Raw genomic sequence first — 26954 nt, forward strand, 5'->3', positions numbered from 1 at the left:
CCGCCGGGGTAGGGCGGCAGCATCTGCGTGGCGTCGGCCGGCTCGCCGGCGGGCGGGCCGTCGGGCGAACCCCAGGGGGTGCCGCCGGCGGGCTGCACGTGCTCGCCGTACTGCAGCGGCGGCTGCTGCTGGCCCGAGGGGAGTACGACGCCCCGGTACGCTTCGGGCGAATCCTCGCCGCGTCCGCTGCTGTGCATCGCCGCCCACTCCTGACTCTGGCCTACCGTGCAAACCGTCGGCCAACGCTACCGGGTCCCGCCGAGTGCCGCCCGCGCAGACGAACAGGTGAGCGTCACCTCACACTTGGGCGACGGAGCGGCCACCGGCGCGGGCGCTGGGCTCGGCCGGTCTGCGCAGCGCTTTGGCCGCCGCGCGGGCCTGGAGTGTCGGTCCGGTAACGATTCGGCGCACGGGGGCCGGCGGCACCCCTACTTCACTCTCAAGCCGCCTCCCGTTCGTCCAGCCGGGCGTGGAAGGCGCGCACCACCGGCTCGGCGGCGAAGGGTTCCAGGCGGCGGCGGAAGTCGTCCAGATACTCGGCGCCGCGGTTGGAGCGCAGCCCCGACAGCAGGGTGACCGCCTCCGCGCCGGTGTGGCAGGCCGCGTCCAGTTCGCGCTGCTGCACCTGGGTGTCGGCGAGCAGCAGCATGTCGATCGCGCGGCGGCGGGCGCGGGTGACCGGGTGGGCGGCCAGCGCCTCCTCGGCGCGACGGGCGGCGGGCTCGGCCTGGCCGAGGTCGCGGTGGCAGTGCGCCAACTCGTCGGCCAGGTAGGCGTGGTCGAAGTGGGCGATCCAGGGCGGGTCCTGGTCCGGCTCCGACCGGTCCATGGCGTCGAGCGCGAGCCCGGCGACGGTGGCGAAGGTGCGGGCGTCGCCGAGCAGGGCGTGACCGCGCGCCTCGGCGGCGTGGAACATCGCCTCGACGGTCGCGGTGACCTGGCCGCGGGCGCCTTCCTGGGCGGCGCGGGCGAGTTGGGCGATCTCGCGGGGGTTGCCGAGCGAGGCGGCGAGATGGCTCATGCTGGCGGCCAGGATGTATCCGCCGTAGGCGCGGTCGCCGGCCGCCTGGGCCAGCCGCAGCGCCTGGATGTAATACCGCTGGGCGAGGCCGGGTTGGCCGGTGTCGACCGCCATGTACCCGGCCAGCTCGGTCAACCGGGCGACGGCGGAGAAGAGTTCGCGTCCGACCGACTCGCGGTAGCTGCCGGCCAGCAGCCCGGAGACCACGCTGTTGAGGTAGTGCACGACGACCGGGCGGACATGGCCGCTGCCGAAGCGGTGGTCGAGGTCGGTGAGCGCCTGGGTGGTGGCCTTCACCGCCTCGACGTCGGACATGCCCACGCGGGCCCCGCCGTTGCGCGCCACGCCCTGGTCGGGACGGGTGATCAGCCAGTCCCTGCTGGGCTCGACGAGCGCGGAGGCGGCGACGGTGGAGCCGGTGAGGAAGTCGCGCCGGCCGACATCGCTGCGCCACAACTCGCAGACCTGCTCGATCGCGCCGAGCACGGTGGGCGCGAAGTGCAGGCCGATGCCGGTGGCGAGATTCCGCCCGTTGGCCATGCCGATCTCGTCGATGGACACGGCGCGGCCGAGCTTGCGGCCCAGTGCCTCGGCGACGATGCCCGGGGCGCGCCCGCGCGGCTGCTGCCCGCGCAGCCAGCGGGCCACGGATGTCTTGTCGTACCGCAGGTCGAGACCGTGTTCGGTCCCGCACATGTTCACCCTGCGGGCGAGGCCGGCGTTGGAGCAGCCGGCCTCCTGGATCAGTGCCTGGAGCCTCTCGTTCGGCTGCCGCGCCACGAGTGGTCGTGCGGCCATCGATCCCCCCTTGTCGTCCTTCGTGAATTCTTCTTCCCCGACCCCGGCGGATGAACCTCGTATTGACGGCAATTCACCCGTACCAGGCGGCTTGTGGCGCCGGGCCGGCCGGGCCGGCGGGCGCTCCTCCGGTACTTACCCGAATCCGGCCGAGATGGTCGTACGCGCCCCCGGAGATGCTTCCGTGCGCCCGGCGTTGAGCCGCGCCGGCTGCCTGTGACCCGGGCCGACGACGACAGTTGCGCACCCCGTGGAAGACACCCTCGCGGTTCCGCGCCAGCTCAGCAGCACGCAACTGCTCGACACGGCGGTCTCGTACGCACAGGAGCGGCACTGGGAGGTACTGCCCGGCACGTGGCTGGAACTGGGCGCGGGGGGCGCACCGCGCTGTTCGTGCGCCTAGGCGGCGTGCCCCGCCCCCGGCGCGCATCCGACCAGGGCGGACTGGGCGACCCGGACGAGCGGCAACGGCTCGGAGGTACGGCGGATGTGGACCCGGCAGCCGCGTTCGTCGGTGCTGCTGCCCACGGGGCGCACCTTCGAGGTGCTGGAGGTGCCGGAGAGCGCGGGCTTCCTCACGCTTGCCAGGACCGAGCGGATGGAGGTGCAGGTCGGCCCGGTGATCCACGCCCACCCGCCGGATGGCGTCCTTCGTGCTGCCCGGCGCGTGCGCGAAGGTGCCCCGACTGCTGGGCGCCCTCGGCCGGCCGCCGGACGCGCTGGACCGCACCGTCCGCGGCGAAGGCGACTGGATGGCCGCACCGCCGACCCGGATGGGAACGGGAGGGCGCGCGCAGTGGGCCCGCCGGCCGACCGAGGCGAACCGGTGGCTGCCGGACGTCGGCGAGGTGCTGAGCCCACTGGCGGACGCGTGCGGGCGCGAGGCGGCGGAGGCCCGCGCCGTACGCCGAGCCGGACCCGACACCAGGCCGATAACTCTGCGTTACCCCACGCGCCGGCCGTCAAACCCTGCACCGCCCGCACGAGCAGTTTTCCCCGTACTCCCCGGAAGCCGAACGGACTTCGGTCACTGTCAGTGGTCGCGCATAGGGTGGCGGTACGCGAGATGGACACGGCCGGGAAAGCGTGCGGTGACCGTGGACGGGGATCTGGGAGAGGTGCGGTGCGATGGGTGAGGCGCGCGGTACGGAGCGGGAAGCGGGCAGCGGGCCGCTCCCGTCGTACTACGGGGATCGGGCAGGTCCGGCCGGGTCCGGTCCGGGGCGGCCGTCGGGGCCGCCGCCGGCGCTGCGGGTGCGCGGCCTGCGCAAGCGGTTCGGCGAGCAGGAGGCCGTCGCGGGCATCGATCTGGAGCTGCCGGCCGGCCGCTTCGCCGGGCTCGTGGGGCCCAACGGGGCGGGGAAGACCACGACCTTGTCGATGGTGACCGGCCTGCTGCGCCCCGATGAGGGCCTGGTGCAGATCGTCGGCCGCGACGTGTGGAGCGACCCGGTCGACGTGAAGTCCCGGATCGGCGTCCTGCCGGAGGGGCTGCGGCTGTTCGAGCGGCTGTCGGGCCGCGAGTTGCTCACCTTCACCGGCCGGCTGCGCGGCCTGCCGGTCGGGGACGTGGACCTGCGCGCCGCCCAACTGCTGGACGTGCTGGACCTGTCGGGCGCGCAGCACAAACTCGTCGTCGACTACTCGACGGGCATGCGCAAGAAGATCGGCCTCGCCGCGGCCCTGTTGCACAACCCCGAAGTCCTCTTCCTGGACGAGCCGTTCGAGGGTGTCGATCCGGTGTCCGCGCAGGTCATCCGCGGTGTGCTGGAGCGGTACACGGCCACCGGCGGCACCGTGGTGTTCTCCTCCCACGTGATGGAACTGGTGGAGAGCCTGTGCGACTGGGTCGCGGTGATGGCGGCCGGCCGGATCGTGGCGCGCGGCCCGCTCGCCGAGGTGCGCGGCGAGGCGGAGACCCTCCAGGACGCCTTCCTGTCCCTGGTGGGCGCCGACCGGCGGTCCGGCGGGGACCTGGACTGGCTGGGCAGGGGCCCGAAGTGACCAGCGCGGGCCCGCTCACCGCCGAGTCGCCGCTGCCGCCCGCCCCCGTCGCCACGGACCGGGCCGCCCCGGTGACCGCGACCTTCGTCCGTCTCAAGCTGGCCGTGCTGCGCAACGGAGTCCGGCGGTCCCGCGGCCGCACCGTGAGCTGGTGCCTCGGCGTCGGCCTCGCGATGCTCTACGCGTTGGGCAACGGCGCCGGGATGATCGCCCTGCGCGGAAACGAGTACGCACCGGCCGCCGCCGTCACCATGGCGGCGGTGCTGGCCATCGGCTGGGCGGTGATGCCGCTGTTCTTCTTCGGCGGCGACGACACCCTGGACCCGACCCGGCTGGCGATGCTCCCGCTGCGCCCCCGCCCGCTGATCACCGCTCTGCTGACGTCGTCGCTGATCGGCGCGGGCCCGCTGTTCACGCTGCTGGTGGGCACCGGCTCGGTGGTGGCCGTCGCGCACGGCGCGGCGGCCGCGGTCGTCGCGGTGCCGGCGGTGGTCCTGTTGCTGGCGATCTGCGCGGCCGTCTCCCGGGGCGTCGCCGCGGCCAACACCCGGCTGCTGACCAGCCGTAAGGGCCGTGACCTCGCGCTGCTGAGCGGGCTGATCGTGGCCGTCGGCGCGCAGCTGGTCAACCTCGGGCTCAGCTCCCTGTCCTCCAACCACGGCCTGCACCGGGTCGCTTCGGTCACCTCGGTGCTGCGCTGGGTCCCGCCGGCCTCCGCGGTCGATGCGGTGCGGTCGGTCTCCGACGGCGCGTACGGGCAGGCGGCGGCCCAACTCGCCCTCGCCGTCGCACTGCTGGCCGTGGTGCTGCGCTGGTGGTATCGCACTCTGTACCGGCTGATGATGTCGCCGGACTCCTCCACCCTCCAGCCGGCCCCGGACCGCACCGAGCGCAAGGGCGGCAGCCGCCCGTCGCTGTTCGCGCGGCTGCTCCCCGAACGGACCCTGGCCGGCCGGACCGCGACCGTGATGGAACGCCAGTTCCGCTACGCCGGGCGCGACCCCAAGCTGCGCGCGTCCTGGGCGACCGGCCTCGCGGTGGGCCTCCTGCTGCCGCTGGTCGCGGTCGTCCAGCACGGCTCGGTCTACCAGTGCCTGTGGACCGCGGGCATGCTCGGCATGCAGATGTACAACCAGTTCGGCATGGACAACTCCGCGTTCTGGACCATCGTCGCGACCATCACCACCCGCAAGGACGCGGAGTCCGAGCTGCGCGGCCGGGCCCTGATGCTCGCCGTGGTCGCCCTCCCCTACGTCACCGTGGTGACGTGCGCGACCGCCCTGCTGCTGGGCAGGACCGGCGCGCTGCCCGAAGTGCTCGGGATGGCCTTCGCGTTCCTCGGCGCCCTGATCTCCACGGGCAGCTACGCCAGCGTCCGCTTCCCGTACGCGGTCACGCAGGACAACGCGTTCGGGAACGCCGCGCCCGGCAACGGCTCGATGGTGGCGTTCAACGCGCTGGGCGGGACCGTGGTCGCCTCCGCCTTCTGCCTGCCGGTGCTGGGCCTGGACCTCGCGCTGCACCTGACAGACCATCACGCCCTGCTGTGGACGGTGTTGCCGGTCGGCGCGGTGTACGCCGCCGCGCTGTCGGTGGCGAGCCTGCGGTTCACCGCGCCCCGGCTGCTGGACCGGCTGCCGGAGATCCTCACCGCCGTCGCCCGGCCCTGAACCGCCCGGGGTGCCCCTGCGCGCAGGGGCACCCCGGTCTCAGTTGGCGATGCTGCCGCGCCAGGCGGGCAGCAGCTCGTCCAGGAGGGCTTCGACCCGTGGCGGCAGGCCCCGGGACGGGCCGTTGCCGGCGGCCCGGGCGAAGAGCGCCGAGGCGGCCGCTTCGAGCCGGCCGGGATCGCCCGTGGCGTTGGCGGCGCGCAGGTAGGCCAGCCAGAGGTTCTCGTCGTCGGGCGAGATCGCCATGCCGGTCTCGATCGCCGCGACGGCCGCCTTCGGCTTGTTCGCGTCGAGGTGCAGCGAAGCGAGCGCGAGCGCGATCTCCGCGACCAGCACGGGGTGCTGGGCGTCGACGATCTCGTGGCCGAGCCAGCCGTAGCGGCCCGGCGCCCGGTCCTCGAAGAGCCGGCCGCGGGCGAGCGAGAGGGCGTCGGTGAGCAGCCGGCGCCGGGCCGCCGGGTCACCGGCGGCCCGCCCCTCGGTGGCCTCGTGGTGGAGCGTCTGGAGGACGTCCCAGTCCGACACGACCGAGGTGCCGAGCACGATCCGCCCGGTGCCGTCGAGGGTGAGGCGCTCCCCACCGTCCGGGTCGGTGCCCAACCATTCCCGCAGCCGGCCGATGAGCGCGTCCCGTACGTCCTCGGTGACCCCGCGCGGCCACAGCGCGGATGCCAGCACCCGCGGATGCACACCCTCGCGGTGCAGCAGCAGCAGCGCCAGCCCCTCGTGCAGCAGGCCGCTGCGCTCCCGGTCGGGCGCGTCGATACCGACCACCTCGAACGGGCCGAGCAGCCGCGCGTACACCCCGGGGCGACCCTGGTCGCTGAGGTCGACCAGGAACGGCGGCGCGTCCGGGCCCGGGTCGTCGCCACCCGCCTCGGCGAACAGCCGCAGCACCGACTCGTACTGTGCCTTGGGCAGGAGTTGGGCCTTCATGTCCAGGCCGAGCAGCGGCGCGAGCAGCCGTCCCGCCGGGGTGATCTCCAACTCCCATGCGGCGCCGGGCAGATCGTTGCGGCCGGCGCCGATCAGGTAGCCGATGCCCAACCGTCCCGCGTCGGCGGCGAGTTCCGCCAGACGTTGGGCCTGCTCGTCGGAGGGTTCCGCGGCCAGCAGCACCAGGTGCGGCGCCCACTGGGTGTGCTGGGCGCGGCCGGTGCGACCGGTGAGCACGCTGTCCTGGCCCGCCGTGCGCAACGCGCCCGAACGCTGCACGGTCTCCGCTGCCATGATCTCCACGGCCTCGGCGACCGTGCCGATGTGCCGCACCCGCGCCGGCGCCAGCGAGGTCAGGTCCTGCGCGAAGCCGACCAGGGTGACCGTCATCCGGTCCGACCATCCGTTGGTCGCCAACTCGGCCGCGACCGAGGCGAGTACGGCCTCGCGGTCGGCCTTGGCGCCGCTGAGCGACACGATCCCGGGCACCGCTTCCAGGTTGAGCAGCAGCCGCGCGCTGTCCAGGGTGCCCAGCACCGCCAGGCCCGGGTACGGAGCCGCGGCCGAGGTGTCGATGTCCTCGACCAACCGGGCCCGCTCCAACTGCCAGTACGTCTCGTCCTGCCCGGTCTGCCAGGGCGCCGGCGGCTGACCGTCCGGCCAGGCCAGTTGCAGGTGCAGGGCGTCCTCGGTCAGCCAGGCGGCGTACACCACGGGCAGCTTGCGGCCGTCCGCGTCGAGCCGGGCGGACAGCGAACGCAGCCCCCGGTCCAGGAAGTTGACCGCCTCCTGGTCGGCGCCGATCCGCAACGCGTCGGCGACGTCGGCCTCCGCGCCGGTCGGGGTGCGCGGGCTGCGCAGCGCGCCCGCGGTCAGCGACTGCCACAGCGCGGTACGGCGGCGCCGGCCCAGCGCGGCGAGCAGGCCCGCGGCCAGCAGCGGCGCGCCGATCAGCGCGTCGGACAGGTCGAAGCCGTGCGACGCGGACAGGCCGGTGACCACCTCGCTCGCGCCGCCCGCGACGCTCTCGTGCGCCCCGCCGCCCGAACCGCCGCCCGAGCCGCCCGAACCGCCCTGCTCCCCGGCCGGGGTCCGGTGCGCGGCGTGCGCGCCCTCGGCCGTGGTGTCCTTGGCGCCGCCGTGCTGGGCGTAGTGCAGGATGTCGGGCGCGGTGTGCGGGGCCGCGACCGGCATCTCGACGAGGTCGCCGCCGTGCGCGTCGGCGGGCATCTCCAGCACCCAGCCGGGCCGGATCAGACTGGCCTGCGACAGCCGCGAACCGTCGGGCTGCACGCGGTCCTTGTTGAGCTGGTAGATCTCCTTGTAGCGGCGGCCGTCGCCGAGGTGGCGCTGCGCTATCTCCCACAGCGAGTCGTGGTGCCGGCCCTCGGGCGGGTTGATCCGGTAGAACTTCGTCGCCTGCCGGGTGGACTTGCCGCCGCCCTGCGCGGTGGACGCGCTCGGCCCCGTCTGATGCTGTACGGCGGTCTGGTGCGGCGCCGTCTGCCGGCCGGGAGTGGCCTGGGCGGTCGCGGCCACGCCGGGACGGGCCTGGCTCTCCATCGAGTGCTGCTGGCCGAGTTGGGCGAGGCCGGGCACCAGGCCCGCGGTGCTCACGCCGACCAGCAGCAGCGCCGCGATCAACTGCCGTGCCAGCAACTGGCTCGGGCCACTGCCCGGCACCCGGGTCGGCATGCCGACCCCGGACACCGCGGCCTTCGCCTCCACCAGCACGCAGGCGGTGAACTGCGCCCATGCCACCCACACCAGCACTGCCAGCGTGTTGACGAAGGTCTCCGAGGTGATCGGCTGCTGGAGCACGTCGGAGTTGAAGTGGTGCGGGAACGGCGACCCGATGTACAGCAGCAGCGCGGCCGGCACCGCCACCACCAGCACCGCGAGCGCCAGGAACGCCCCGAACGCCCGCACGATGTCGCCGAACGTACGTTGCCTGCGCGGCGGTCCGGCCGCTCCCCCGCCCTGCTGCGGGCGGCTACGTCCCGTGGCGGTCGTGCGTGCCATGGCTGCTTCCTCTGCCTTCGGTGGTACGGGGCCTTGTCGTACGGGTCCTTGTCGTACGGTTCGTGCGCTGGAGTCAGTTGCCGGGTCCGGTGATCGACACGGCGTCGGCCTTGCCCTCGACGGTGATCGAACTCTTGTAGAAGAACCCGCTGAGGATCGGTTTGTAGGTCACGTACACCACCACCTCGACCCGGCCGGGTCCGGTCGGCGGGGTCGGGCAGCCGGCACGGCGCCAGTCGCTGGCCGGCAGGTTGACGTCGCGGGCGAACTGCTGCACCCGGGCGGTGCACTGCTGGTAGTCGATCACCGGCTGGGCGCCGCTCTGGGCGCCGCGCAGCGCCGCCACGTCGATGTCCTGAGCGGCATACCGTGCGGCCTGCTCGGCGATGTCCGCGGCGCGCTCGCGCTTGGCGATGGACAGCCCGCCGTCCACCACGAAGGCGGCGAGCGCCATGAACACCAGCGCGAAGATCACCACGGCGGCGGCGCCGGAGCCGCGGTCGTCGCCGCGCAGGGCGCGCAGCCGGGCCGTGAGGGTGCCGCCGGCAGGAGCGGCACGGCCGGCCGGTACGGTCCGCTCCGAGGTCGTCGCCGCGTCCTCGGCCGCTTCCGCCGCCGTGATCGGTGCCGTCGATACTATCGGCGTCATCGCCTCCGTCGCCGCCCTCATGTCGCCGACCTGCGGAACGGGTCGAGCGGCGAGGCCGACGTGGAGGTCACGGTCTTGGTGATGGGCAGTCCGAGGAAGCTCAACCCGCGTACCTCGCACGTGACTTCGATCGTGAAGAGGGTGTCGGGCCGGAAGCTGGTGTCGCCGACCGGGGTGACCGTCGCCGGCTCGGTGCAGGTGCCCGCCAGGTCGTCGTGCGCCGCCTTGACCGCCCGCTGGATCGCCTCCGAGCGGCTGTGCTCGATCGAGCCGGCCCGTGCGGCGTCGCGGGCCGCGCCGTCCACCGCGCCCCGGCCGTCGACGAGTTGGCCGAACGCGACCAGCAACAGCACGAACATGATGATCACCGGGGCGAGGATGACCACCTCGATGGTGGACAGCCCCCGGTCGCCGCCGGCCGGGCCCGGCAGCCACGCCGTACGGTCCCTGCCCCGGCACGCCGTACGGCACCGGTCGGCCGTCGCGCGTACGCCGCGTACGGCTGTCGCGCGCGCTCTGAGCGCGAACTCCATTTCCCTCATCCCCCGTTGTCCGGCACGAACCGCTCGACCGGACCCGACGACGTCTCGTTCACCCTGAAGGAGAAGCCCGCCAGCGGGAAGACCGTGGGCACCTTCGCCGTCACCTGGACGCGGACGGTGTCGGCGTCGTGCGGGTCCCGGCTCGGGGCCACGCGCGGGTCGATCAGCAGTTGGGGCCCGAGTTGCCTGATGTAGTCGCTCGCGGTCCGGCTCGCGTCCCCGGACCAGTCCTGGCCGGTCGACGCCTCGTCCCTCGCCTTGCGGGCGCCGGCCCGCGCGGCCGCCTGCGCGACGTGGTCGGCGAAGTAGTACATCCAGAACTGCACGGTCGCGAAGATCATGAAGAACAGCACCGGGGTGAGGAAGACGAACTCGATCGCGGTCATGCCGCGGTCGCCGCCGGGGCGGCGCGCCGAAGCACGTCCCGGCGCCACGGCCGCGCGGCTGCCCACGCCGCTGTCGCCGTGTGCCGCGTCAAGCCTGCGGCGTACGGCGCGGCGCAGAGTACGGGTCGTCCGTCCCATGGCTGTTCTCCCCCGACAGACCGGTCAGCAGCTCTTGTCGCCGTTCGTGCTGCCGATGCAGTTCTTCACGTCGTTCGCCTTGTCGTTCAGCGCCTTCTTGATGATGACGCCGACCGCGGCGACGATGGCGACCACGATGGCGGAGATCACCACCCACTCGACGGCGGATGCGCCGCGGGACATGTCCTCGTCCTTGCGGACACGGTCGATCCGCCCCAACAGGTAGACGTAGACGAAGTTCAACGCCGGATCGTGGGCGGCCAGTCGGTCCATACGGTCCATACGGTCCATGCGGTTCATGGCTCGGTCCTCTCGGTGGACGGTCGTCGTTCGGGCTGCACGATGGTCCTCAGACCTGGAAGACCCGCATCGCTGCGGGGTAGATCAGGAAGACCAGGAAGCCGGCCGCGAGCAGCATCTGCGCGACCAGCATGGACTGGGACTGCTCGCCGGCCTGGCCCTCGATCTCGGACAGTTCCCGATGGCGCATCGTCTCGGCGCGCGAGGCCAGCGACTCGCGGATCTTCGCGCCGTCGTCCGCGACCAGCGCGAGGGTGACGCCGAGGTCCTGCAACTCCTCGATGCCGAGCTCGTCGCCGAGCCGGCCGAGCGCGACCCACTGGCTGGTGCCGGTGATCCGCGCGTCGGCAAGGCAGTTGCGGATACGCATCAGCGCCCAGCCGTCGCTGATCTCCGCGGCCGCCATCAGCGCCTCGGGCAGACCGCGGCCACCGGCCAGGTTCATGGAGACCAGGTCGAGGTAGGCGCCGATCACCCGTCGCAGGTCCTTGCGCTTGGTCGCGGCGTCCCGCCGCACCTCGACGTCGGGCAGCAGGAAGAACACCGCGGCGAAGAGCAGCGCCAGCCACACCGGGATGATCGGGCTGATGCCGATGCCGATCTCCGCGCCCACCGCGAAGAGCGCCGGGCCGAAGACCACGCCGGCCGCGGCCAGCACCGTCTTGGTGGCGAGGAACGCCTCCCAACTGCGGTCGAGCACCGCGAGATCGGCACGCAGCGAGCGCAGCTCCCAGCCCTGCTGGAGGTAGAAGGCGGCGACCCGCCGGCCGAGTTGGGCGCGCCAGCCCTCGGCTTCGGTGGCGGTGGTGGAGGCGGCGGTGGTGGTGGCGCCGGTGGCGCGCAGCGCGTCGATCTGCGCGATGGTGGACACCGCACTGCGCCGGCTCGGCGTCAGCGCCCGGATCAGTGCGAAGACGCCCAGGCCGAAGACGGCGCCGACCAGGCATGCGAAGACGATGGTGTTCATCGGTTGCCGGCCCCCTGTCCCGGCACGGCCGGACGGCCCTGCGCTCCGTGGCCCGGAACGGCCTGTGCCGCTCCGGGCGCCTGTTGAGGTGCACCACCGTACGGGCCGCCCTGCTGCCCGGCGACTGCCTGCTGGCCGCCGGCTCCTTGTTGGCCTCCTGCCGGGAACTGTCCGACCATGGGCGGCTGTTGGGCGGTGCGTTCGGGTCCGTGCACGAGGAAGCGGTCCGGCGTCTCGATCTTCGACAGCTTGCGCAGCCACCAGAAGCCGGCCGCGAACAGCAGGCACACGATGGCGAGCACCAGTTGACCGATCGCGGTGCCGTACGGCTCGACGAAGCCGCGGTTGAAGATGGCCAGACCCAGCACGAACACCACGGAGACCACGACCACGATCTGCACGCTGCGCCGGGTGCTGGCCCGCTGCGCCATCACGCGCTGGCGCATGTCCACTTCCTCGCGGGCGGACTTGGCCAGTGCGCCGAGCACGTCCCGCAGACCGGGGCCGCGCAGCCGGGCGTTGAGGATGAGGGCGGCGATGATGATGTCGGCCGAGGCGTCGTTGATCTCGTCGGCGAGCATCTGGAGCGCGTCGGGCAGCGGCCAGCGGGCCCGCAACCGGTCGACGAGGGAGTCGAGATGGACCCGCAGCGCGGGCGCGGCGGCCCGGGCGGAGGCCGGTATGGCCTGCTCCAGGCCGACGGCGCCGGCGATGGTGTCGCGCAGCGACTCGGTCCAGCCGGCCAGCGCCTCCACCCGCTTCATCGCGGCGCGTTCCTCGGAGGCGCCGCCGAACAGCCGGTCCCAGGCGAAGACGAGCAGTGCGGTGGCCGCGCCGAGCACCAGCCAGCGGGTCAGGGCGAGCACCACCAGGCCGACCACGATGGCGATCGAGCCGCGCTGGGTGAGGAACCGCCCGATCTCTGAGGCGCGTTCGGCGCCGGACTGCCCGGCGGCCACCGGCTTGGGTGCCCAGCCACGCATCGCGACGACGAACAGCGCGATGCCGCCGCCGCCCACCGCCCCGGCAAGCAGGCCGTAGAACGCGGTGATCGAGAAGAAGCCGGACATTACCGCCACACCCCCGTGGGCTGGTAGCCGTTGGCGAGCAGTTCGTCGAGGCAGGAGATGGGCGCGTGCGGCAGGGCCACGGCGGCGTCCGGGTGCTCGGCGAAGATCTCGCTGGAAAGGACGCGGCCGTCCACACCGTTCACCTCGCGGATGGAGGTGACGACGCGGCGCAGGGTGCCGCCGCGCTGGAAGTCGTTGCGGCGCTGGATGAAGACCACGAAGTCGATGGCGCCGGCCACCAGCATCTGCGACGCCTCCACCGGCAGCCGCTCCTGCGCCTGGAGCGCGTAGGTGGAGATGCGGTTGAAGACCTCGGCGGAACCGTTGGCGTGGATCGTCGACAGCGAGCCGTCGTTGCCCTGCGACATGGCGTTGAGCATGGTGACGATCTCGTCGCCGAGCACCTCGCCGACGATCACCCGGGAGGGGTTCATACGCAGCGAGCGGCGGACCAGTTCCGCCATGGAAATGGCGCCCAGGCCCTCGGAGTTGGGCAGCCGCTCCTCGAACGCCACGACGTTGGGGTGGAGTTCGGGGAACTGGTCGAGGCCGAGTTCCAGGGCGCGTTCGACGGTGATGAGGCGTTCGTGGGCCGGGATCACGTTGGCCATGGCGCGCAGCAGCGTGGTCTTCCCGGCGTTGGTGGCCCCGGCGATCATCAGGTTCTTGCGGGCGAGCACCGCCGAGGCGAGGAACGAACCGACCTCGGGGGTGACCGTGTTGTTGCCGACCAGGTCGGCGAGGAAGACCTTGCCCAGGCGGGCCCGCCGGATGGACAGCGCGGGGCGGCGGGTGACGTCCATGACGGCCGAGAGCCGGGAGCCGTCGGGCAGCCGCAGGTCGAGTTGCGGGTTGGCGGTGTCGAACGGGCGCGAGGACAGACCGGAGTAGGCGCCGAGCACCTGGATCAGCTCGATCAGTTCCTCGTCGGTCTCGGCGACCGGTTCGGCCGGCAGTTCACGGCCGTCGGAGTAGCCGACGAAGACCTGGTCGCAGCCGTTGATGTCGATGTTCTCGACCTCGGGGTCGTCCAGCAGCGGTTGGAGCCGGCCGACGCCGAAGAGCGCGGCGTGCACCGCGGCGGCGTACGCCTCCTCGCCGTGGGCGTCCGGCGGGGTGCGGCCGACGGCGATCTCGGCGCGCGCGTGGTCCTCGAGTATCTGGGCGATGATCGCGCGGGCGAAGTGCCGTTCGTCCTCGGGTGACATCGCGGTGCGGGCCGCGATCTGGTCCAGCCGCCGCTGCTCGGCGATACGGTCGCCCGCCTCCTGCCGGAAGCGTTTGACGAGCGAGTGATCCACCTCGCTCATCGCAGGACCCCGTACCGCTGCGGTACGTCGGCGGTGACCTGGCGGGCCGAGCGGATCAGCAGCGACTTGTCCAGGCGGCCGCGGCGCCGGCCGCTGAGCATCTCGGCGCCGGCCGGGTCGTGGGCAAGGGTGCCGACCACCCGGGCGGAGATCTGCGAGGCGACCAGCATCTCGTTGACCTGGGTGGCGAGTCGGGCACTCTCCCCGGTGTCGGCGATGAGCAGCACGCCGATCGGCGGGTAGCCGAGCGCGGCGGCACCGCGCTGCGAGCCGTGCAGCTTCGCGGACAGCGCGCCGGCCCGGTCCCTGACCCGGGCCAGGCTCTCGGGCGCGGCCCGCGCGACCAGCAGCACCAGGGCGGCGTGCGGCAGCAGTTCGAGGCTCGGCGAGTCCGGGCCGAGCCGGCCGCAGTCGGCGATCACGTCGGCGGCGCCGTTCGGCGACTCGGCGAGCGTGGCGAACGCCTGGCCCAGCATCGGCCACAACCCGGACAGCCCGGTGGCCTGTTCGGGCGCAGCAAGGCCCACCAGCACGTCAAGTCCACCGACCAGCGGCTGGGCGTGGTCCCACAACTGCTCCGCGGCCAGACCATGTCGAGCGGTCGCAGCCAGCGACAGCAGGCCGGAGTTGGGGTTGAGCACCCCGCCGTGCGCGCCCGTCGAACGGTAGACGAGGTCACCACCGGCCGGGTCGGCCTCGGCCAGCAGGACACGGCGCGGCCATACGGCGGCGAGCGCCACCGCGGTCGTGGTGACGCCCGGGGAACCCTTGTCCGCTGCGATTGCGATCAGTGCCATCTCGTCTGCCTCGTCCGCGCCGCGCGATCAGTGCTTGCTGGGGACGAGCACGAGGGAGACGTTTCCCGCCGCGGAAGCGATTGCCAGCGGGCCGGCGTCGGTGGCGTCCGCGATGACCGTGATGGTCTCGGAGCCGTTGCCGAAGCCGCTGTCGTCGCTGCTGTCGATGTTCTTGATGATCAGGTTGTCGCTGATCGGGGTGCTACCGCCGCCGGTACCACCGGAGCCGCTGGAGCCGCCGGTCGAACCACCCGAGTTGCCGGAGGACTTGGCATCGTCGCCGACCAGGTATGCCGCCACGGTGAGGCCGTTGCTCAGGCCGTTGGGGTACTGGCCCTCCTTCAGCGACAGACCCACCAGGGTCTTGCCGGGCGCGAGCACGTTGGACTTCTCGGTGATCATCGAGTTGACCAGGACCGATCCGCTGGTCAGGTTGGTCGCCGCGCGCCAGCGGGTGGCCAGGTCCTCGCGCTGGCTCCAGCGGATGTAGTGGACATCGGTGCCGTCGGCGACCATCACCTCGCTCATGGCGGTGGTCGGGATCTTGTCGCCGACCGCGATGTTGGCCGTGATCTCCACGACGGACACCTTGTTGCCCGCGCGCAGCACCATCACGGTGGCGCCGAGCGCGCCCACCAGGATCAGCAGGACGGCCAACGCGGCCAGCGCGGGCTTGCGTTCACGCGGCGCGACCGGCAACCGGCTACCGCCGGCAGGTCCGTTCAGATTCGGTGCGGGAACGGACTGACGGCCACTGCCGCCGCCCGCGGCGAAACGTTCCCTGGTCTTCACTTCACTGCCCCCGAGCCGGCGCATCGCATCAGCTTTTTCGGCCCCGTGCGGCAAGTCCGTCGCTCTCCCGTCCGGCGACGACCCCACAGGCCGATGTCAAGTCACAGCACGCTATCAGCGCCAAACAAACGCCCTCAAGGCGTGGCCGGTGACAACCCGCACACAGCAATGCAACAGAACGAAACGAGCCAAGCTCGTCCCCGGTCAACTACCCCGATCCCACCATGAACTACCGCACCTGCGGCAATTGCCCGGGATACGGGGCCACCGCGCCCACACATCGGCCGGTACGGAGTTTGCGAGGAGCTACGGGCCTGCGCCCTCGCGACGCCGTCCGGTTCACTGCATCGGCTGATTCACAGCATCGGCTGGTGGTACATCTTGGCCTGGCCCGGGGTGACCTTCTCCGGAAGCTTGCTGATCTCCGCGTCGATCACCGGTACGAGTTTGCCGAGCAGCGTCTGGATCGTGCCGTGCCGGCCCTTCACGTCTGCGGCCCAGGCATCAGCCGTCTTGCCGACCCACACCTTGCCACCTCCCATGTCGGAACAGGTCGTCTTCAACGGCTCCTTGAGCGTACCGAGATCCTGCATCAGTCTGCGCTTAAGGTCGTTCAGATCCTCGATCGCCGGATTCGACACCGTTGCCTGTGGTGCGTTGCTGCTGTCACCCATCGAGTTGTCCCCCCGTAGTCGAACACGATCAAAGCGAGAATATCCGCGGTCGCGCGCCACATCGGCGGCCACGGAAAGATCCGGACCGACGTCCCGGCCCCCGCTTTCCGCCTGTTGGGCCCGGGGCGCTCGCAACGCACCGGCCTCTATGGTATCCGGCAGAGCCTGACGCTGCCCAGATACACACACGCCAGGCCCTAGCCCCCGCAGGAGGACGAGGACCACGTGACGAACAACGCCGCTGACAACGACAACGCCATCGCGCTCACCCCGATCTCCGTACCCGACCCGGGCGACCGCGACCGCGCCAAGCGCCGCCGGAAGCTCTTCGCCCTCGCGGGCGCGCTGATCGTGGTCGCGGGCGGCATCAGCTGGTGGGCCGTTGCCGCCAACAGCGGTGACTCCAAGCCGACCAAGCACACCGCGGTGATCCCGAAGGCGTTCGGCGCGTACACGGAGACGAAGAACGGGGCCACGGAGTGGACGGGGCTCACGAGCGTCAACACCGACATCACCAAAGGCGATGTCGACCTCACCTATCTGGCCCCGGGCGGCCGGGCCGCACTGATCGACGTGTCACTCGACCCACCGGACTACAAGAGCGACCAGACCGACTTCGGACCTGGTTCGGCCTCGATGACCTCTGAACTCCTGGGGACCGACGGGAAGGAGGAGATCACGAGCTACCCGGCCGGCAAGCAGGGTGGGAAGATCCAGTGCGCCGACGCCTCGGGAGCCGGCCACACCATCACGACGTGCGCCTGGCAGAGCAAGGCCGCCACGGTCACGCTCTCGCCCTCGGTCAACCACCAAACGCTCGTGGACCACAATGCCGCCGGCGTACTGCGCGCCTTCCTCGACGCCTTGAAGATCGAGCCCAAGACCCAGAGCAACTAACCCGATCCAGACCCGTCGGCGGCTGCCCGGTCTTCCACCAGGAAGCCGCCCCGGAGCGGCCCTCTTCACTCCGCCAGGTGCTGGAGCTGCACCCCTTGGGTGAAGCCTCGCGAGTCCACATGATTGACGATCGCGGGGTCTATGAGCCAATTGCTGTACGCGGAGCGCTGGCGGGGGGTCATCTTGTCGATGTCCATGACCGTGCCGTCGGACGTGATGAAGTTGTCGGCCGGCACCTTGATGTAGTCCTTGGGATTGCCGGTGTACGTCTTCGGCACACCGTTCCGGGGGTGGATCGTGACCGACGCGGTCACATCGGGCGAGAAGCCACCACCGGTGAGCTGCGAGTTGGCCTCGCTCTGGTACTCGTGCTGCCAAGTGAGGTCGAGCTCGGCGTCGTTGATCTGCTTGTACTTGGCGGCGAGGCCAGGTGCGTCCTCCGGGGACACCGACACCTTGCTGGCGATGTAGTCGGTGAGCAGGTCTGTCGGGGTTCCTCCCAGCTCGGTCGCCTTCTCCGTTCCAAGGTCGAGGATGGCGGAAGCACCACCGGTGGCGACTCCTTGTGCCATCTTGGCCGCATCCTTGATCATCGAGGTTCGGGCTCTGTTGACACCATTCGCCCAGTCGTCGGCATCCGTCTCGATCGAACCCTTGGCGTACTCGAAGGCAGTGCTGTACGCCTTCATCATCATTCCGCGCTGCATGGCGCGGTAGTCCTGTTCGTGCTCGTCGGTGTCCTTCTTGGCGCTGCCGACCTCGTTGGTGATCTGGGTCCGGAAGGAGTCGAAGAGCGCACTCTCCTGGCCGGCGACGGTCGGGTTCCGCGTCGACTCGTTGAGCAGCGCCTGCCACAGCGGCGCGCCCACCTCCAGACCGGGGCGATTCGGGTCCTGACCGGCCAGGAACGCCTTCTGGTCCCACTGCGACATCTTCTCGGTGAAGCCGCCCGCCGTGGCGTTGGCGCCCCACAGCGTGTTGTTGGTCGGCGACGTGATCCCGTAGACCATGTCGCTCCAGTTCTGCGTGATCAGATCGCCGTAGTAGACATCGTTCGGGTCGTAAGGATGGATCTTGCTCGAATCACCATTCTGAGGACGGTAGTTGTCCATCATGATGCGGGCGGTGAGCTTCTCGGCGAGCGGCCGGTTGGTCGCCTTCAGGTCGATCGTGCCGGCCGACATCATGTCCGCGAACGCGTGCGCCCGGGCGGGCGGCTGGTCGAGCTTCCACGAGCCGAGCGGGTAGATGAGCTTCTGCAGCTTGTCGTAGTTGTGGTCCATCCACTCACCCGACGCCTCGGGGTTCTTGCCGATCGCGTTGACGAGCTGGGTGTAGTGGTCGTCGCCGAAGACGCCCTTCTCCATGCCCGAGCTGTTCATGAACTCGCTGCCGTTCGAACTGTTCTTGTCGAAGACGCGGTTGCCCAGTGCGACCAGGTAGTCCTTGTCCTGCGAGCCGACCGGCAGCAGCCCGGTGAGCCAGTCGGCGCGGAAGACACCCTCGGGGGTCCTTGAACTTGTCGAACCACTTGTCCCGACTCGCCTGCTTGCCGGGCACTCTGACCCTCGAAGGCGACCTTGGTGTAGGTGCCGAAGGTCTTGGCGATGACGTCGCGGTCGTGCTTGGCCTGATCCGGGTGGTCCCCGTACCGGCTAAACGTGTTGTCGTCGGCCATGTCGTTGGTCAGAACCATCAGGTTCTGCGGACCCAACTCGCCCTAGAAGGACTTGAGATAGTCCGGTTCGTCCGAGTGGGCGCTCAGGTCGGCGAAGAGGTTCTCGGACGGGTCGTCGCCGTTCTTGATCGCGTCCTTGTACTTGTCCGCGAGAGCCTTGCCCTCTTTCTTCGACTGGGCGGTCGTGCTCACCATGCTGTCGTCGATCGTGACCATGCCCTTGTGCCCCGGATACGGCTTCTGGGCCGCGATCGCCAGGTGGTAGCGGCGGGTGAGCATCGACATCTGGTCGTCCAACCAGCCGCATATACCAGTCAGTTGCGATAGCGAGGAGGTGTCCAGCCGCTTCGCTTCGAACTCGTACTTGTACGACGTCGCGGTGGACCGCAGATGGTCCTTGTCGCCCTTGAACGAACTCGTCATCTTCTGCAGTCCGTCCGGATCTATCCCGGAAAACTCACCCATCCGCTTCTCCTCCCGTTGTCCGCTTGTGCCTTCTGCCGAGCTTCCGCATCGCGAGGACATCGCATTCCCCGCAACAAGGTGAGCCTGGCCAGCCCGTGTTACAGACGAGGATCGCATAGCCGGCAGAAACGGTTCCGCCTTCGTCGGCGCTTCCGGCGGCCGAACGGCGGCGACGAACGGCGGCAGCAAACGCCGGCAGCGAACGGCGGCGACATCGGCCCCGGCGGAGCCGCGATGGGACTTACCCGGGGTTTCCGCGGGCCTATAGCCTCGTGGGAACGCTGGGATGGTTAATGGATACAGGCACAGTGGATGCGGGGCCCGATACGGGCCCACGGGGAGGGACACAGCCATGCGCGTGACCGTGACGGTCGTACAGCAGGGCGTCGACGCGCAGGACTTGCTGGTGACGGCCGATGACTCCGCGAGCGCCGGCGACGTGGCGCTGGCGCTGGGGCGGGCGGTCGGCGCGGTGGCGCAGGAGTCGGCCGGGCAAGGCGGGGGCGTGGTCGTACAGTTCCCCGGACAGCAGCAGGGCGGCGGTCAGCCGAGCGGGCAATTGGGCGGGCAAGTGAGCAGCCGGCCCGGCGAATCGAGGTCGTGGGCCACCCAACAGGTCGACTTCGCACCGGTGTTATGGGCCGACGGCGTGCCCTGTGACCCGCAGGCGCAGGCATCGACGGTGCTGCGCGACGGCATGCGGGTCACCGTCGACGACTCGATCGGGCCGTTCATGCGCACCGGAGAGCCGTCCGGGCGCTATGAACTGCGGGTGTGCGCGGGGCCGGGCGCCGGCCGGGTGGCCCGGCTCGGCGTCGGCACCGCGACCCTCGGCTCGGCGGTGGGCTGCACCGTCACCGTGCAGGACCCGGCGATGGCGCCGACCGCCGCGCGGGTCTCGGTGGCCATGGACGGCAAGGTGACGCTGATCGGCGCGCCGGGTTCCGGCCTGACGCTGGAGAACGAACCGGTGGAGTCGGAGCGGCCGTGGCCGCTGCGCGCGCAGGTGAAGGCGGGCGACTCGGTGCTCGTGCTGGACGAGCCGAGCGTGCCGGACGCCCACCTGTCCCCGATGGGCGAGGGCGGCCTCGCCTACAACCGGCCGCCCCGGCTGTCCGCGCTGCCGCCGCGGCCCCGGCTGTACGTCCCGCAGAAGGGCGAGAAGGGCGACCGCGCCCGGTTCCAGGCACTCGCCCTGATCGTGCCGCTGATCTTCGGCGTGATGATGTATTTCATGGTCCACCAGGTCTACATGCTGCTGTTCTGCGTGATGAGCCCGGTGATGATGGTCGGCCAGTGGGTCAGCGACAACCGCGCGGGCAAGCGCAAGAACCAGGACGCCGCGAAGAGTTACAAGACCGCGATGGCCGAGTACGAAGAGGACCTGGAGGCCGCCCGGGTCTTCGACCAGCGGGAGCGGCGGGCCAACTACCCCGACGCCGCCGAGATTCTGCTCTTCGCGACCGGCCCGCGCCGCCGGCTGTGGGAGCGGCGGCTCACCGACCCCGACGCGATGCGGCTGCGGATCGGCGTCTCGGACATGCCCGCGGACATCGAGCTGCAGCCCAAGGGCCGTATTCCCGAAGGCGCGCCGCCGTTGGAACCCCCGCTGGTGCACGACGTGCCGCTGCCGCTGCCGTTCCCGGAGATCGGCGTGATCGGCGTCGCGGGCGCACGGGCCCGGGCGCTGGCCACCACCCGCTGGCTGGTGTCGCAGGCCGCGGTGCTGCACAGCCCGCGCGACCTGTCGATCGTGGTGCTGTCCTCCGCCCATGACGCCGAGCAGTCATGGGGCTGGGCGCACTGGCTGCCGCATCTGGCACCCCAACAGGGCCAGGACTGCGTCTCGTTGATCGGTACCGACCAGGAGGCGGCCGGCCGCCGGATCAACGAGCTCCTCCAGGAGCTGGCCCGGCGCAAGGCGGACTCCGCCGCCAACCAGGGCGGCCGGCTGCGGCCCGACCCGTACGTCCTGGTGGTGCTGGACGGTGCACGGCTGCTGCGCCGGATGCCCGGTCTGCCGCAACTCCTCCAGGAGGGGCCGCAGTTCGGGATGTTCGCGCTGTGCGTCGACGAGGACGAGCGGCTGCTGCCCGAGGAGGTGCGGCTCGCGCTGTGCTGGTCCCCGCACGCGGCCAGCCGGCTGCACCTGCGCGGTGCGGGACTCGAACGGCTCGGCGAGGTGCTCGCCGACCAAGTCGGCCCCGACTGGTGTGAGTTGGTGGCCCGCTCGATGGCGCCGGTCCGCGACGTCAGCCGCGACGACGCGGACAGCGCGCTGCCGACGTCCGCACGGCTGCTGGATCTGCTGGGCATGCCCGACCCGGTGGGCGAGCAGGTCGCCGGGATCTGGCAGCGCGGCGGTTCGAGCACCGCGGCGCCGATCGGTGTCGGCGCGGACGGCACCTTCGTGCTGGACATCCGCAAGGACGGCCCGCACGCACTGGTCGCCGGCACCACCGGCGCGGGCAAGTCCGAGCTGCTCCAGACCATCATCGCCTCGCTCGCGGTGGCCAACCGTCCCGACGCGCTCAACTTCGTCCTCATCGACTACAAGGGCGGCAGCGCCTTCCAGGACTGCGCGCGGCTGCCGCACACCGTCGGCATGGTCAGCGACCTCGACGCGCACCTGACTGAGCGGGCACTGGCCTCGCTCGCCGCGGAGTTGCACCACCGCGAGACGATCCTGTTCAACGCCGGTACCAAGGACATCGAGGACTACAACGACGCGCGGCGGCTGCGGCCGGAGTTGGAGCCGATGCCCCGACTCGTCCTGATCATCGACGAGTTCGCCTCACTGGTGGCCGAACTGCCGGACTTCATAGCCGGTCTGGTCGACATCGCCCGCCGTGGCCGTTCGCTGGGCGTACACCTGGTGCTCGCGACGCAGCGGCCCGCCGGTGTGGTCAGCGCCGACATCCGTGCCAACACCAACCTGCGGATCGCGCTGCGCGTCACCGATGCCGACGAGTCCCGGGACGTCATCGACGCACCCGACTCCGGGGCGATCGCCAAGTCCACGCCCGGCCGGGCCTATGTCCGCTCCGGCGCCCAGTCGCTGGTCGGCGTGCAGTCCGCGCGCATCGGTGGCCGCCGCCCGGCGGTCGGCCAGGATCGCACCAAGGCCGAGGTGGTACCGCTGGGTTGGCAGTCGCTGGGCCGCCCGATACCGCGCGGCGCGCAGGGCGACGCGGACGACGGCACCATGGTCACCGACCTCGCGGTGCTGGTGGACGCGATCAGGGCAGCCTCCGACCTGCTCAACTTCCCTGCGCCGCGCAAGCCGTGGCTGGACCCGCTGCCCGAGCACATCGTCGCCGAGGAGTTGCCCGCGGCGGGCACCGCGGTCGCGACCGGCGACGTATCGCCCATCGCCTACGGCCTCACCGACCTGCCCGCGCAACAGGCCCGTGCCCGGCTCTCGGTCGACCTGGTGCACGGCGAGCACGTCCTGATCGCGGGCGGCCCACGCTCGGGCCGTTCCACCGCGCTGCGTACGATCGCCGGCTCGCTCGCCCGCGACACCGCGCCCAACGACGTGCACGTCTACGCCATCGACTGCGGCGCCAACGCGCTGCTGCCGCTGGTGACGCTGCCGCACTGCGGCGCCGTCGTCACCCGCGACCAGCCGGAGCGGCTGTCACGGCTGCTGGACCGGCTGTCGAACGAGGTGTCGCGGCGGCAGCAACTCCTCGCCGTCAAGGGCGCGTCCAGTGCCGCCGAGCAGCGGGCGATGGCGGCCACCCCGGAGGAGCGGCTGCCCTGGATGGTACTGCTGCTCGACAACTGGGAGAACTACACCTCGACCTTCGAGACGTACAACTACGGCAAGTTGATCGAGGGGGCCATGCGGCTGTTCCGGGAGGGCAGTTCGGCCGGGTTGAAGGTCGTCATGACGTCGGACCGCTCCGGCTTCATCGGGGCGATCTCCTCGGTCTTCGCGGACAAGCTGATCCTGCGGATGGCCGACCCGAACGACTACGTCAACGGCGGCCTCGCCCCGCGCGAGGTGCCGAAGAACATGCCGTCCGGGCGGGCGCTGCGCCCCACCGACGACGGCGTCCAGGAGAACCAGGTGGCGCTGCTGGCCGCGGACCCGGCCGGCCAGGCGCAGGTGGCGGTGCTGCAGCAGATCGGGCGGCGGGCCACCGAGCAGATCGGACGGGTCGGGCGGCTGCCCAAGCCGCAACGTCCGATGCGGGTGGATGCGCTGCCGCCGCGGGTCACGTTGACCGACGCGATGGCGCTCGACCCGGACTTCACGCCGCCGTCACCGCTGTGGGCACTGATGGGCGTGGGCGGCGACGAGTTGACGCCGGTCGGGATCGATCTCCAGGACGCCGGGCCCGGGTTCGTGATAGCCGGGCCGCCGAAGTCGGGCCGCTCGACCGCGCTGGTCACGGCGGCGCGGTCGCTGCTCGCCAGGGGTACGCCGGTGGTGCTGGTCACGCCGCGCCGTTCCCCGCTGCGCGAGTTGGCCGACCAGCCCGGTGTGCTGGGCCTGCTGGTGGGCACCGACGCGAGCGCGGAGGATCTGTCGGAGCTGACCGGCAAGGCGGACGGGGAGACGTACGTGGTACTCGTGGACGACAGCGAACTCCTCTACGAAACCACGCTGGAGACGGCGCTGGAGGAGGTCGTCAAGAGCGGTATGGACGGCGACCACGGGCTGATCGCGGCCGGATCGGCCGACTCTATGGGCTCGCAGTACCGCGGCTTCGTGGTGGAGGCGCGGAAGTCGCGTAACGGTCTGCTCCTGTCGCCGCAGGGCGGGTCGGAGGGCGACCTGTTCAACGTCCGTCTACCGCGAGACGTCGGCGGCGGCCCGCTCGGCCGCGGCCTGCTGATCCGTGGTGGCACGGTGATGCAGGTCCAGGCGGCGGAGCCGGTGTAGTCAGGGCGCCGTAACCGGCCGCCGTGTCACGGGAGTTCGCTCAACCGGATTCGACGCAAACGGATTCGGTGCAAACGAGGTCAGTGCAAGCGGATTCGATGCAAGCGGAGTCAGTGCCAGAAGCGGACTGCGTGCAGCCGACTCGCGCACAACTGGATTGCGGGGCCGGGCCGTTCAGGGCGCGGCCCCGCTTTCGCTTCGAGGCCGCCCAATCCGCGCATGCGGAAGGGCCGGGCGATCGGAGCGATGCTCCGGGCCCGGCCCTTGCGGTACCGCACGATGTCTGGACCGTGACGATTACCTAGATGCTGGTGGCGTTGTGGACGGCGGTCGCGTTGTTCTTCGCCGAGTTCTGAGCCTCGTGCAGCGTCGCCACGAACTTCTCGAAGGTCGGCTTGAGCTGCTCCCACTCGCTGCGGAACTTGTCCGCACGCGGGCCCTTCCAGTAGTCCGTGCTGCTGCCGGTCGCCGTGTGAAGGTGGCCGATCAGCGTCGCGAGGTTACCGGCCTCGGTGCCGAACTTCCCGGCCAGAGCGTTCAACTGGGCGATATCGGCGCCCTGAATACCCGCCATGTGCGTCCCTCCCCGTTAGTAGGAAACGTGGCGGACACTGCATCCGCCATACGGGACGCTAGCAAACGAAGGCCGCGAATGCAGCCGTTGTCCCTGGCGCCCCAGGATTTGTTGCCGAACTTGGACATCGCCACGACAACGTCACGCATGGGACGCAGCCCGCCCACCCCCGTGCGCCCCCGTGATTCAGCTACTGGGCAAGCCAGTTCGGGTGAAGGTGTCAGTGGGTCCATCGGTCCACTGCACGGTGAGCGTCTTGCCGTCGACGGCCATCACGCCGTGCCCGGACGTACGCTCCTTGTCGCCGTCCATGCAAGTCATCGTCAGGCGGACGCCGTCCCGCTCGGTGTAACTGCCGCCGCACAGATGGTCGCTGGTCAAGGCGGCCTTCCCCTTGCCGAGCACGAGTTGGACCTTCACCCCGTCGACGGTGGCGAGCCAGACGCCCTCGACGCTCTGTGTGGAGTCCGTGGAGGCACCACCGGTGTCGCCGCCGTCCGCGCTGTCGGTCGCCGAACCGGTCGCGCTCGGCGTGCCGGTGCCCGTGCTGGCGGCGGAGACGGACGGGGCCGGCGGCAGAGTGACCGTCGCACTCGCGCTCGGCTCCTTCTTGGCGTCGCCGCCACCGCCGCCGCTACTGCACCCGGTTAGCACCAGTGCGGCAGCGACCACCGCGGCGGCGGTCGCCGTGCCCGCGTACCCGGCCGCGGTCACACGGCCGCGCGGGCCCACGGCGTCCGGCCGGCCCTGACCGTCCCGGCGACTTCGACTTCGACTTCGACTTCGACGACTCAAACGACTCCGACAGCGCATCCGCACTCCCCCATGTCGCGATGTGGAACCCAGCGGACACGCAAGCTACCAGCAGCCGAACGACTACGCGCAGTCCGAACCCCCGTACCGCCCGCGGCTCTCCCCAGCAGGCACCCACGGCTCCACACCCGCCACACACAGGCACCACAACCGCCCACGCCCGCAGCACGCCCGCATCACGGCTACGGGCCGATGGCGTACGGACGATTACGGCGTCGGCGTCCGTTCCCAGCGGTACCCGCCGGGCCCGTCCCGTCCGCGCGCGTCGCCGTCAGCCGGGCAGGCGGGCGCGCCGGCCGGGCAGGCACCGCCGACCAGGCAGGCACCGACAGCCGTGGATCACGCCGAGCCCTCGGCCGCCCGCTCGCCGAGGGCCTCCTCGACGAAGCGCTCCAACGTCTCGACCCAGGCGTCGGGTTGGTCCCACGGAACCAGATGACCGGCGTCTGCGATCTCGGCGTAGCGCCCGCGCGGCAGGACGCGAACCATCTCCTGCGCCTCGGCACGGCCCAACTCGCCGGCCGGCCCGCGGACGACAAGCGCCGGACAGCGGACCCGGGCCAACTCGTCCCAGTGGGCGTCACGTATCCAGGGGTCGCGGGAGCCGAGCAGATGCGCGGGCTCGTACATCGGGCGCCAGCCGTCCTCCCGTTCGCTCATCACCTCGGCGAAGAAGTCGCCGCGGACCGGGTCGGGGGGATCGGCCCACGGGTCGTCGGCCCCGAACCACTGGCGTACGTCGCCGAGCGTGGCGAAGGGCAGCGGCCAGGACGCCAGCCAGTCCGCCCACTCCCGCTGGCCTGTCTCCCCCAGGGCCGAGGCGCGCATGTCGCAGATGCCGACGGCCGCCACGAGGTCGGGCCGCCGCGCCGCGCACTGCCAGGCGGTCAGCGCGCCCGTGGAGTGGCCGACGAGGGTGACCGGGCCGAGGCCGAGTTGCTCGATGGCGGCGATGGCGTCCCGCACGTACGCCTCGGGGGTGTAAGGGCCGTCGGGCTTGCCGCTGTGGCCGTGGCCGCGCTGGTCGAGGGCGAGCACGCGATAGCGCGGGGCAAGCCGCCGGGCGGTGGCTGCCCAGTGCGAGGCCCGGCCGAGCAGGCCGTGCAGCAGGAGCATTCCGGAGCGGGGTTCCGCGGACCCGCCCGGTGCCGGGCGACCGGCGGCCAGGGCCACACCGGTCGCGGCGCGCGCGTCGGCCTGCTCGGCCCTGCCCGCGCCGGCTCCAGCGCGGGCACCAGCAGCCATGCCCGTATTCGCAGGTGTGCCAGGCCCGGCCGCGGCCGGCGCGCCGTACTCCCACGCCGCGAGCCGCAGGCCGCCCGCTCCCGTGACGTCATGCCGTGTGACCATCCCGCACCCCCTTCCGCTCCTCGTCGGACACCGGCGGGTGGAGGTGGACGCCCGCCGGCGGCTCGGTCGCGCTTCTTCCGCGCGCCGCGCTGATCCCTGCACCCACAACGCTATCGAACTTCTATTCGAACATGGGGCTGGCGAGCCCAAGACCGCTCGTTCGAGTGACAGCGCTCAGGGATTGGCCGCGTGGGCCGAGGGGAGGAC

At 71.4% G+C, this 26954-nt stretch carries 23 protein-coding genes and 2 pseudogenes; 6 read left to right on the top strand and 19 right to left on the bottom strand.

Features of this window, described 5'->3' with window-relative positions:
- Positions 1-197, bottom strand: a pseudogene (locus AC13HU_RS04265) (hypothetical protein); the annotation flags it as partial.
- A gap of 242 nt (positions 198-439) precedes the next feature.
- On the bottom strand, positions 440-1819 hold the full coding sequence (locus AC13HU_RS04270) for an NsdA family TPR-like regulatory protein (protein ID WP_483040359.1): 1380 nt from the start codon (positions 1817-1819) through the stop codon (positions 440-442).
- A 250-nt stretch (positions 1820-2069) separates the two neighbouring features.
- Between AC13HU_RS04270 and AC13HU_RS04275 the strand changes: the two genes are divergently transcribed.
- Positions 2070-2222 (top strand): hypothetical protein, encoded by a 153-nt coding sequence (locus AC13HU_RS04275; RefSeq protein WP_483040360.1) that lies wholly within the window; start codon positions 2070-2072, stop codon positions 2220-2222.
- Here AC13HU_RS04275 and AC13HU_RS04280 read toward each other — a convergent pair.
- The gene (locus AC13HU_RS04280; protein WP_483040361.1) at positions 2219-2347 is read right to left on the bottom strand and encodes a hypothetical protein; all 129 of its coding nucleotides are present in this window, start codon (positions 2345-2347) and stop codon (positions 2219-2221) included. The genes AC13HU_RS04275 and AC13HU_RS04280 overlap by 4 nt on opposite strands.
- Between AC13HU_RS04280 and AC13HU_RS04285 the strand changes: the two are divergent.
- The 3 genes and pseudogenes from AC13HU_RS04285 to AC13HU_RS04295 form a co-directional block, all read left to right on the top strand.
- A pseudogene (locus AC13HU_RS04285) lies at positions 2289-2576 on the top strand (bifunctional DNA primase/polymerase); the annotation flags it as partial. The gene AC13HU_RS04280 and the pseudogene AC13HU_RS04285 overlap by 59 nt on opposite strands.
- A 371-nt stretch (positions 2577-2947) precedes the next feature.
- Positions 2948-3823 (top strand): ABC transporter ATP-binding protein, encoded by an 876-nt coding sequence (locus tag AC13HU_RS04290; protein WP_483040362.1) that lies wholly within the window; start codon positions 2948-2950, stop codon positions 3821-3823.
- Complete coding sequence (locus tag AC13HU_RS04295) at positions 3820-5493, top strand: transporter (protein WP_483040363.1); 1674 nt, start codon at positions 3820-3822, stop codon at positions 5491-5493. Before AC13HU_RS04290 ends, AC13HU_RS04295 begins: the two co-directional genes overlap by 4 nt.
- 39 nt (positions 5494-5532) lie before the next feature.
- On the opposite strand, the gene AC13HU_RS04300 is transcribed toward AC13HU_RS04295, so the two are convergent.
- The 11 genes from AC13HU_RS04300 to AC13HU_RS04350 form a co-directional block, all read right to left on the bottom strand.
- Entirely contained in the window at positions 5533-8451 is a 2919-nt protein-coding gene (locus tag AC13HU_RS04300) for an AfsR/SARP family transcriptional regulator (protein ID WP_483040364.1), read from the bottom strand.
- Positions 8452-8524: 73 nt separating this feature from the next.
- Positions 8525-9121: a TadE/TadG family type IV pilus assembly protein gene (locus tag AC13HU_RS04305; protein WP_483040365.1), complete on the bottom strand. Its 597-nt coding sequence runs from the start codon at positions 9119-9121 to the stop codon at positions 8525-8527.
- The gene (locus AC13HU_RS04310; protein WP_483040366.1) at positions 9118-9633 is read right to left on the bottom strand and encodes a TadE/TadG family type IV pilus assembly protein; all 516 of its coding nucleotides are present in this window, start codon (positions 9631-9633) and stop codon (positions 9118-9120) included. The genes AC13HU_RS04305 and AC13HU_RS04310 overlap by 4 nt, the downstream gene beginning before the upstream one ends.
- Before the next feature lie 5 nt (positions 9634-9638).
- The gene (locus AC13HU_RS04315; RefSeq protein WP_483040367.1) at positions 9639-10166 is read right to left on the bottom strand and encodes a TadE/TadG family type IV pilus assembly protein; all 528 of its coding nucleotides are present in this window, start codon (positions 10164-10166) and stop codon (positions 9639-9641) included.
- Between the two features lie 24 nt (positions 10167-10190).
- Positions 10191-10466: a hypothetical protein gene (locus AC13HU_RS04320; RefSeq protein WP_483040368.1), complete on the bottom strand. Its 276-nt coding sequence runs from the start codon at positions 10464-10466 to the stop codon at positions 10191-10193.
- Between the two features lie 49 nt (positions 10467-10515).
- Positions 10516-11433, bottom strand: coding sequence for a type II secretion system F family protein (locus AC13HU_RS04325; protein WP_483040369.1), 918 nt, complete (start codon positions 11431-11433; stop codon positions 10516-10518).
- On the bottom strand, positions 11430-12503 hold the full coding sequence (locus AC13HU_RS04330; RefSeq protein WP_483040370.1) for a type II secretion system F family protein: 1074 nt from the start codon (positions 12501-12503) through the stop codon (positions 11430-11432). The genes AC13HU_RS04325 and AC13HU_RS04330 overlap by 4 nt, the downstream gene beginning before the upstream one ends.
- Positions 12503-13813 (bottom strand): TadA family conjugal transfer-associated ATPase, encoded by a 1311-nt coding sequence (locus tag AC13HU_RS04335; RefSeq protein WP_483040371.1) that lies wholly within the window; start codon positions 13811-13813, stop codon positions 12503-12505. The genes AC13HU_RS04330 and AC13HU_RS04335 overlap by 1 nt, the downstream gene beginning before the upstream one ends.
- Positions 13810-14610, bottom strand: coding sequence for a hypothetical protein (locus AC13HU_RS04340; protein WP_483040372.1), 801 nt, complete (start codon positions 14608-14610; stop codon positions 13810-13812). Before AC13HU_RS04340 ends, AC13HU_RS04335 begins: the two co-directional genes overlap by 4 nt.
- 27 nt (positions 14611-14637) lie before the next feature.
- Complete coding sequence (locus tag AC13HU_RS04345; RefSeq protein WP_483040373.1) at positions 14638-15309, bottom strand: hypothetical protein; 672 nt, start codon at positions 15307-15309, stop codon at positions 14638-14640.
- Positions 15310-15758: 449 nt separating this feature from the next.
- Entirely contained in the window at positions 15759-16076 is a 318-nt protein-coding gene (locus AC13HU_RS04350) for a hypothetical protein (protein ID WP_483040374.1), read from the bottom strand.
- A 225-nt stretch (positions 16077-16301) separates the two neighbouring features.
- On the opposite strand from AC13HU_RS04350, the gene AC13HU_RS04355 reads away from it, so the two are divergent.
- On the top strand, positions 16302-16973 hold the full coding sequence (locus AC13HU_RS04355; RefSeq protein WP_483040375.1) for a hypothetical protein: 672 nt from the start codon (positions 16302-16304) through the stop codon (positions 16971-16973).
- Between the two features lie 65 nt (positions 16974-17038).
- Here the strand turns inward: AC13HU_RS04355 and AC13HU_RS04360 are convergent, their stop codons facing one another.
- On the bottom strand, positions 17039-18355 hold the full coding sequence (locus AC13HU_RS04360) for a hypothetical protein (RefSeq protein WP_483040376.1): 1317 nt from the start codon (positions 18353-18355) through the stop codon (positions 17039-17041).
- Positions 18356-18693: 338 nt separating this feature from the next.
- On the bottom strand, positions 18694-19116 hold the full coding sequence (locus AC13HU_RS04365) for a hypothetical protein (protein ID WP_483040377.1): 423 nt from the start codon (positions 19114-19116) through the stop codon (positions 18694-18696).
- A 352-nt stretch (positions 19117-19468) separates the two neighbouring features.
- Between AC13HU_RS04365 and AC13HU_RS04370 the strand changes: the two genes are divergently transcribed.
- The gene (locus AC13HU_RS04370) at positions 19469-24010 is read left to right on the top strand and encodes an FtsK/SpoIIIE domain-containing protein (protein ID WP_483040378.1); all 4542 of its coding nucleotides are present in this window, start codon (positions 19469-19471) and stop codon (positions 24008-24010) included.
- 301 nt (positions 24011-24311) lie between these two features.
- Here the strand turns inward: AC13HU_RS04370 and AC13HU_RS04375 are convergent, their stop codons facing one another.
- The 3 genes from AC13HU_RS04375 to AC13HU_RS04385 form a co-directional block, all read right to left on the bottom strand.
- Positions 24312-24584 carry a WXG100 family type VII secretion target gene (locus tag AC13HU_RS04375; protein WP_483040379.1) on the bottom strand — a complete coding sequence of 91 codons (273 nt, stop codon included), beginning with the start codon at positions 24582-24584 and terminating at the stop codon, positions 24312-24314.
- A 186-nt stretch (positions 24585-24770) separates the two neighbouring features.
- Positions 24771-25298 carry a hypothetical protein gene (locus tag AC13HU_RS04380; RefSeq protein ID WP_483040380.1) on the bottom strand — a complete coding sequence of 176 codons (528 nt, stop codon included), beginning with the start codon at positions 25296-25298 and terminating at the stop codon, positions 24771-24773.
- A gap of 438 nt (positions 25299-25736) precedes the next feature.
- Positions 25737-26747 carry an alpha/beta fold hydrolase gene (locus AC13HU_RS04385; protein WP_483040381.1) on the bottom strand — a complete coding sequence of 337 codons (1011 nt, stop codon included), beginning with the start codon at positions 26745-26747 and terminating at the stop codon, positions 25737-25739.
- Positions 26748-26954 lie beyond the last annotated feature (207 nt).

The organism is Streptomyces sp. NH27, from assembly GCF_056859195.1.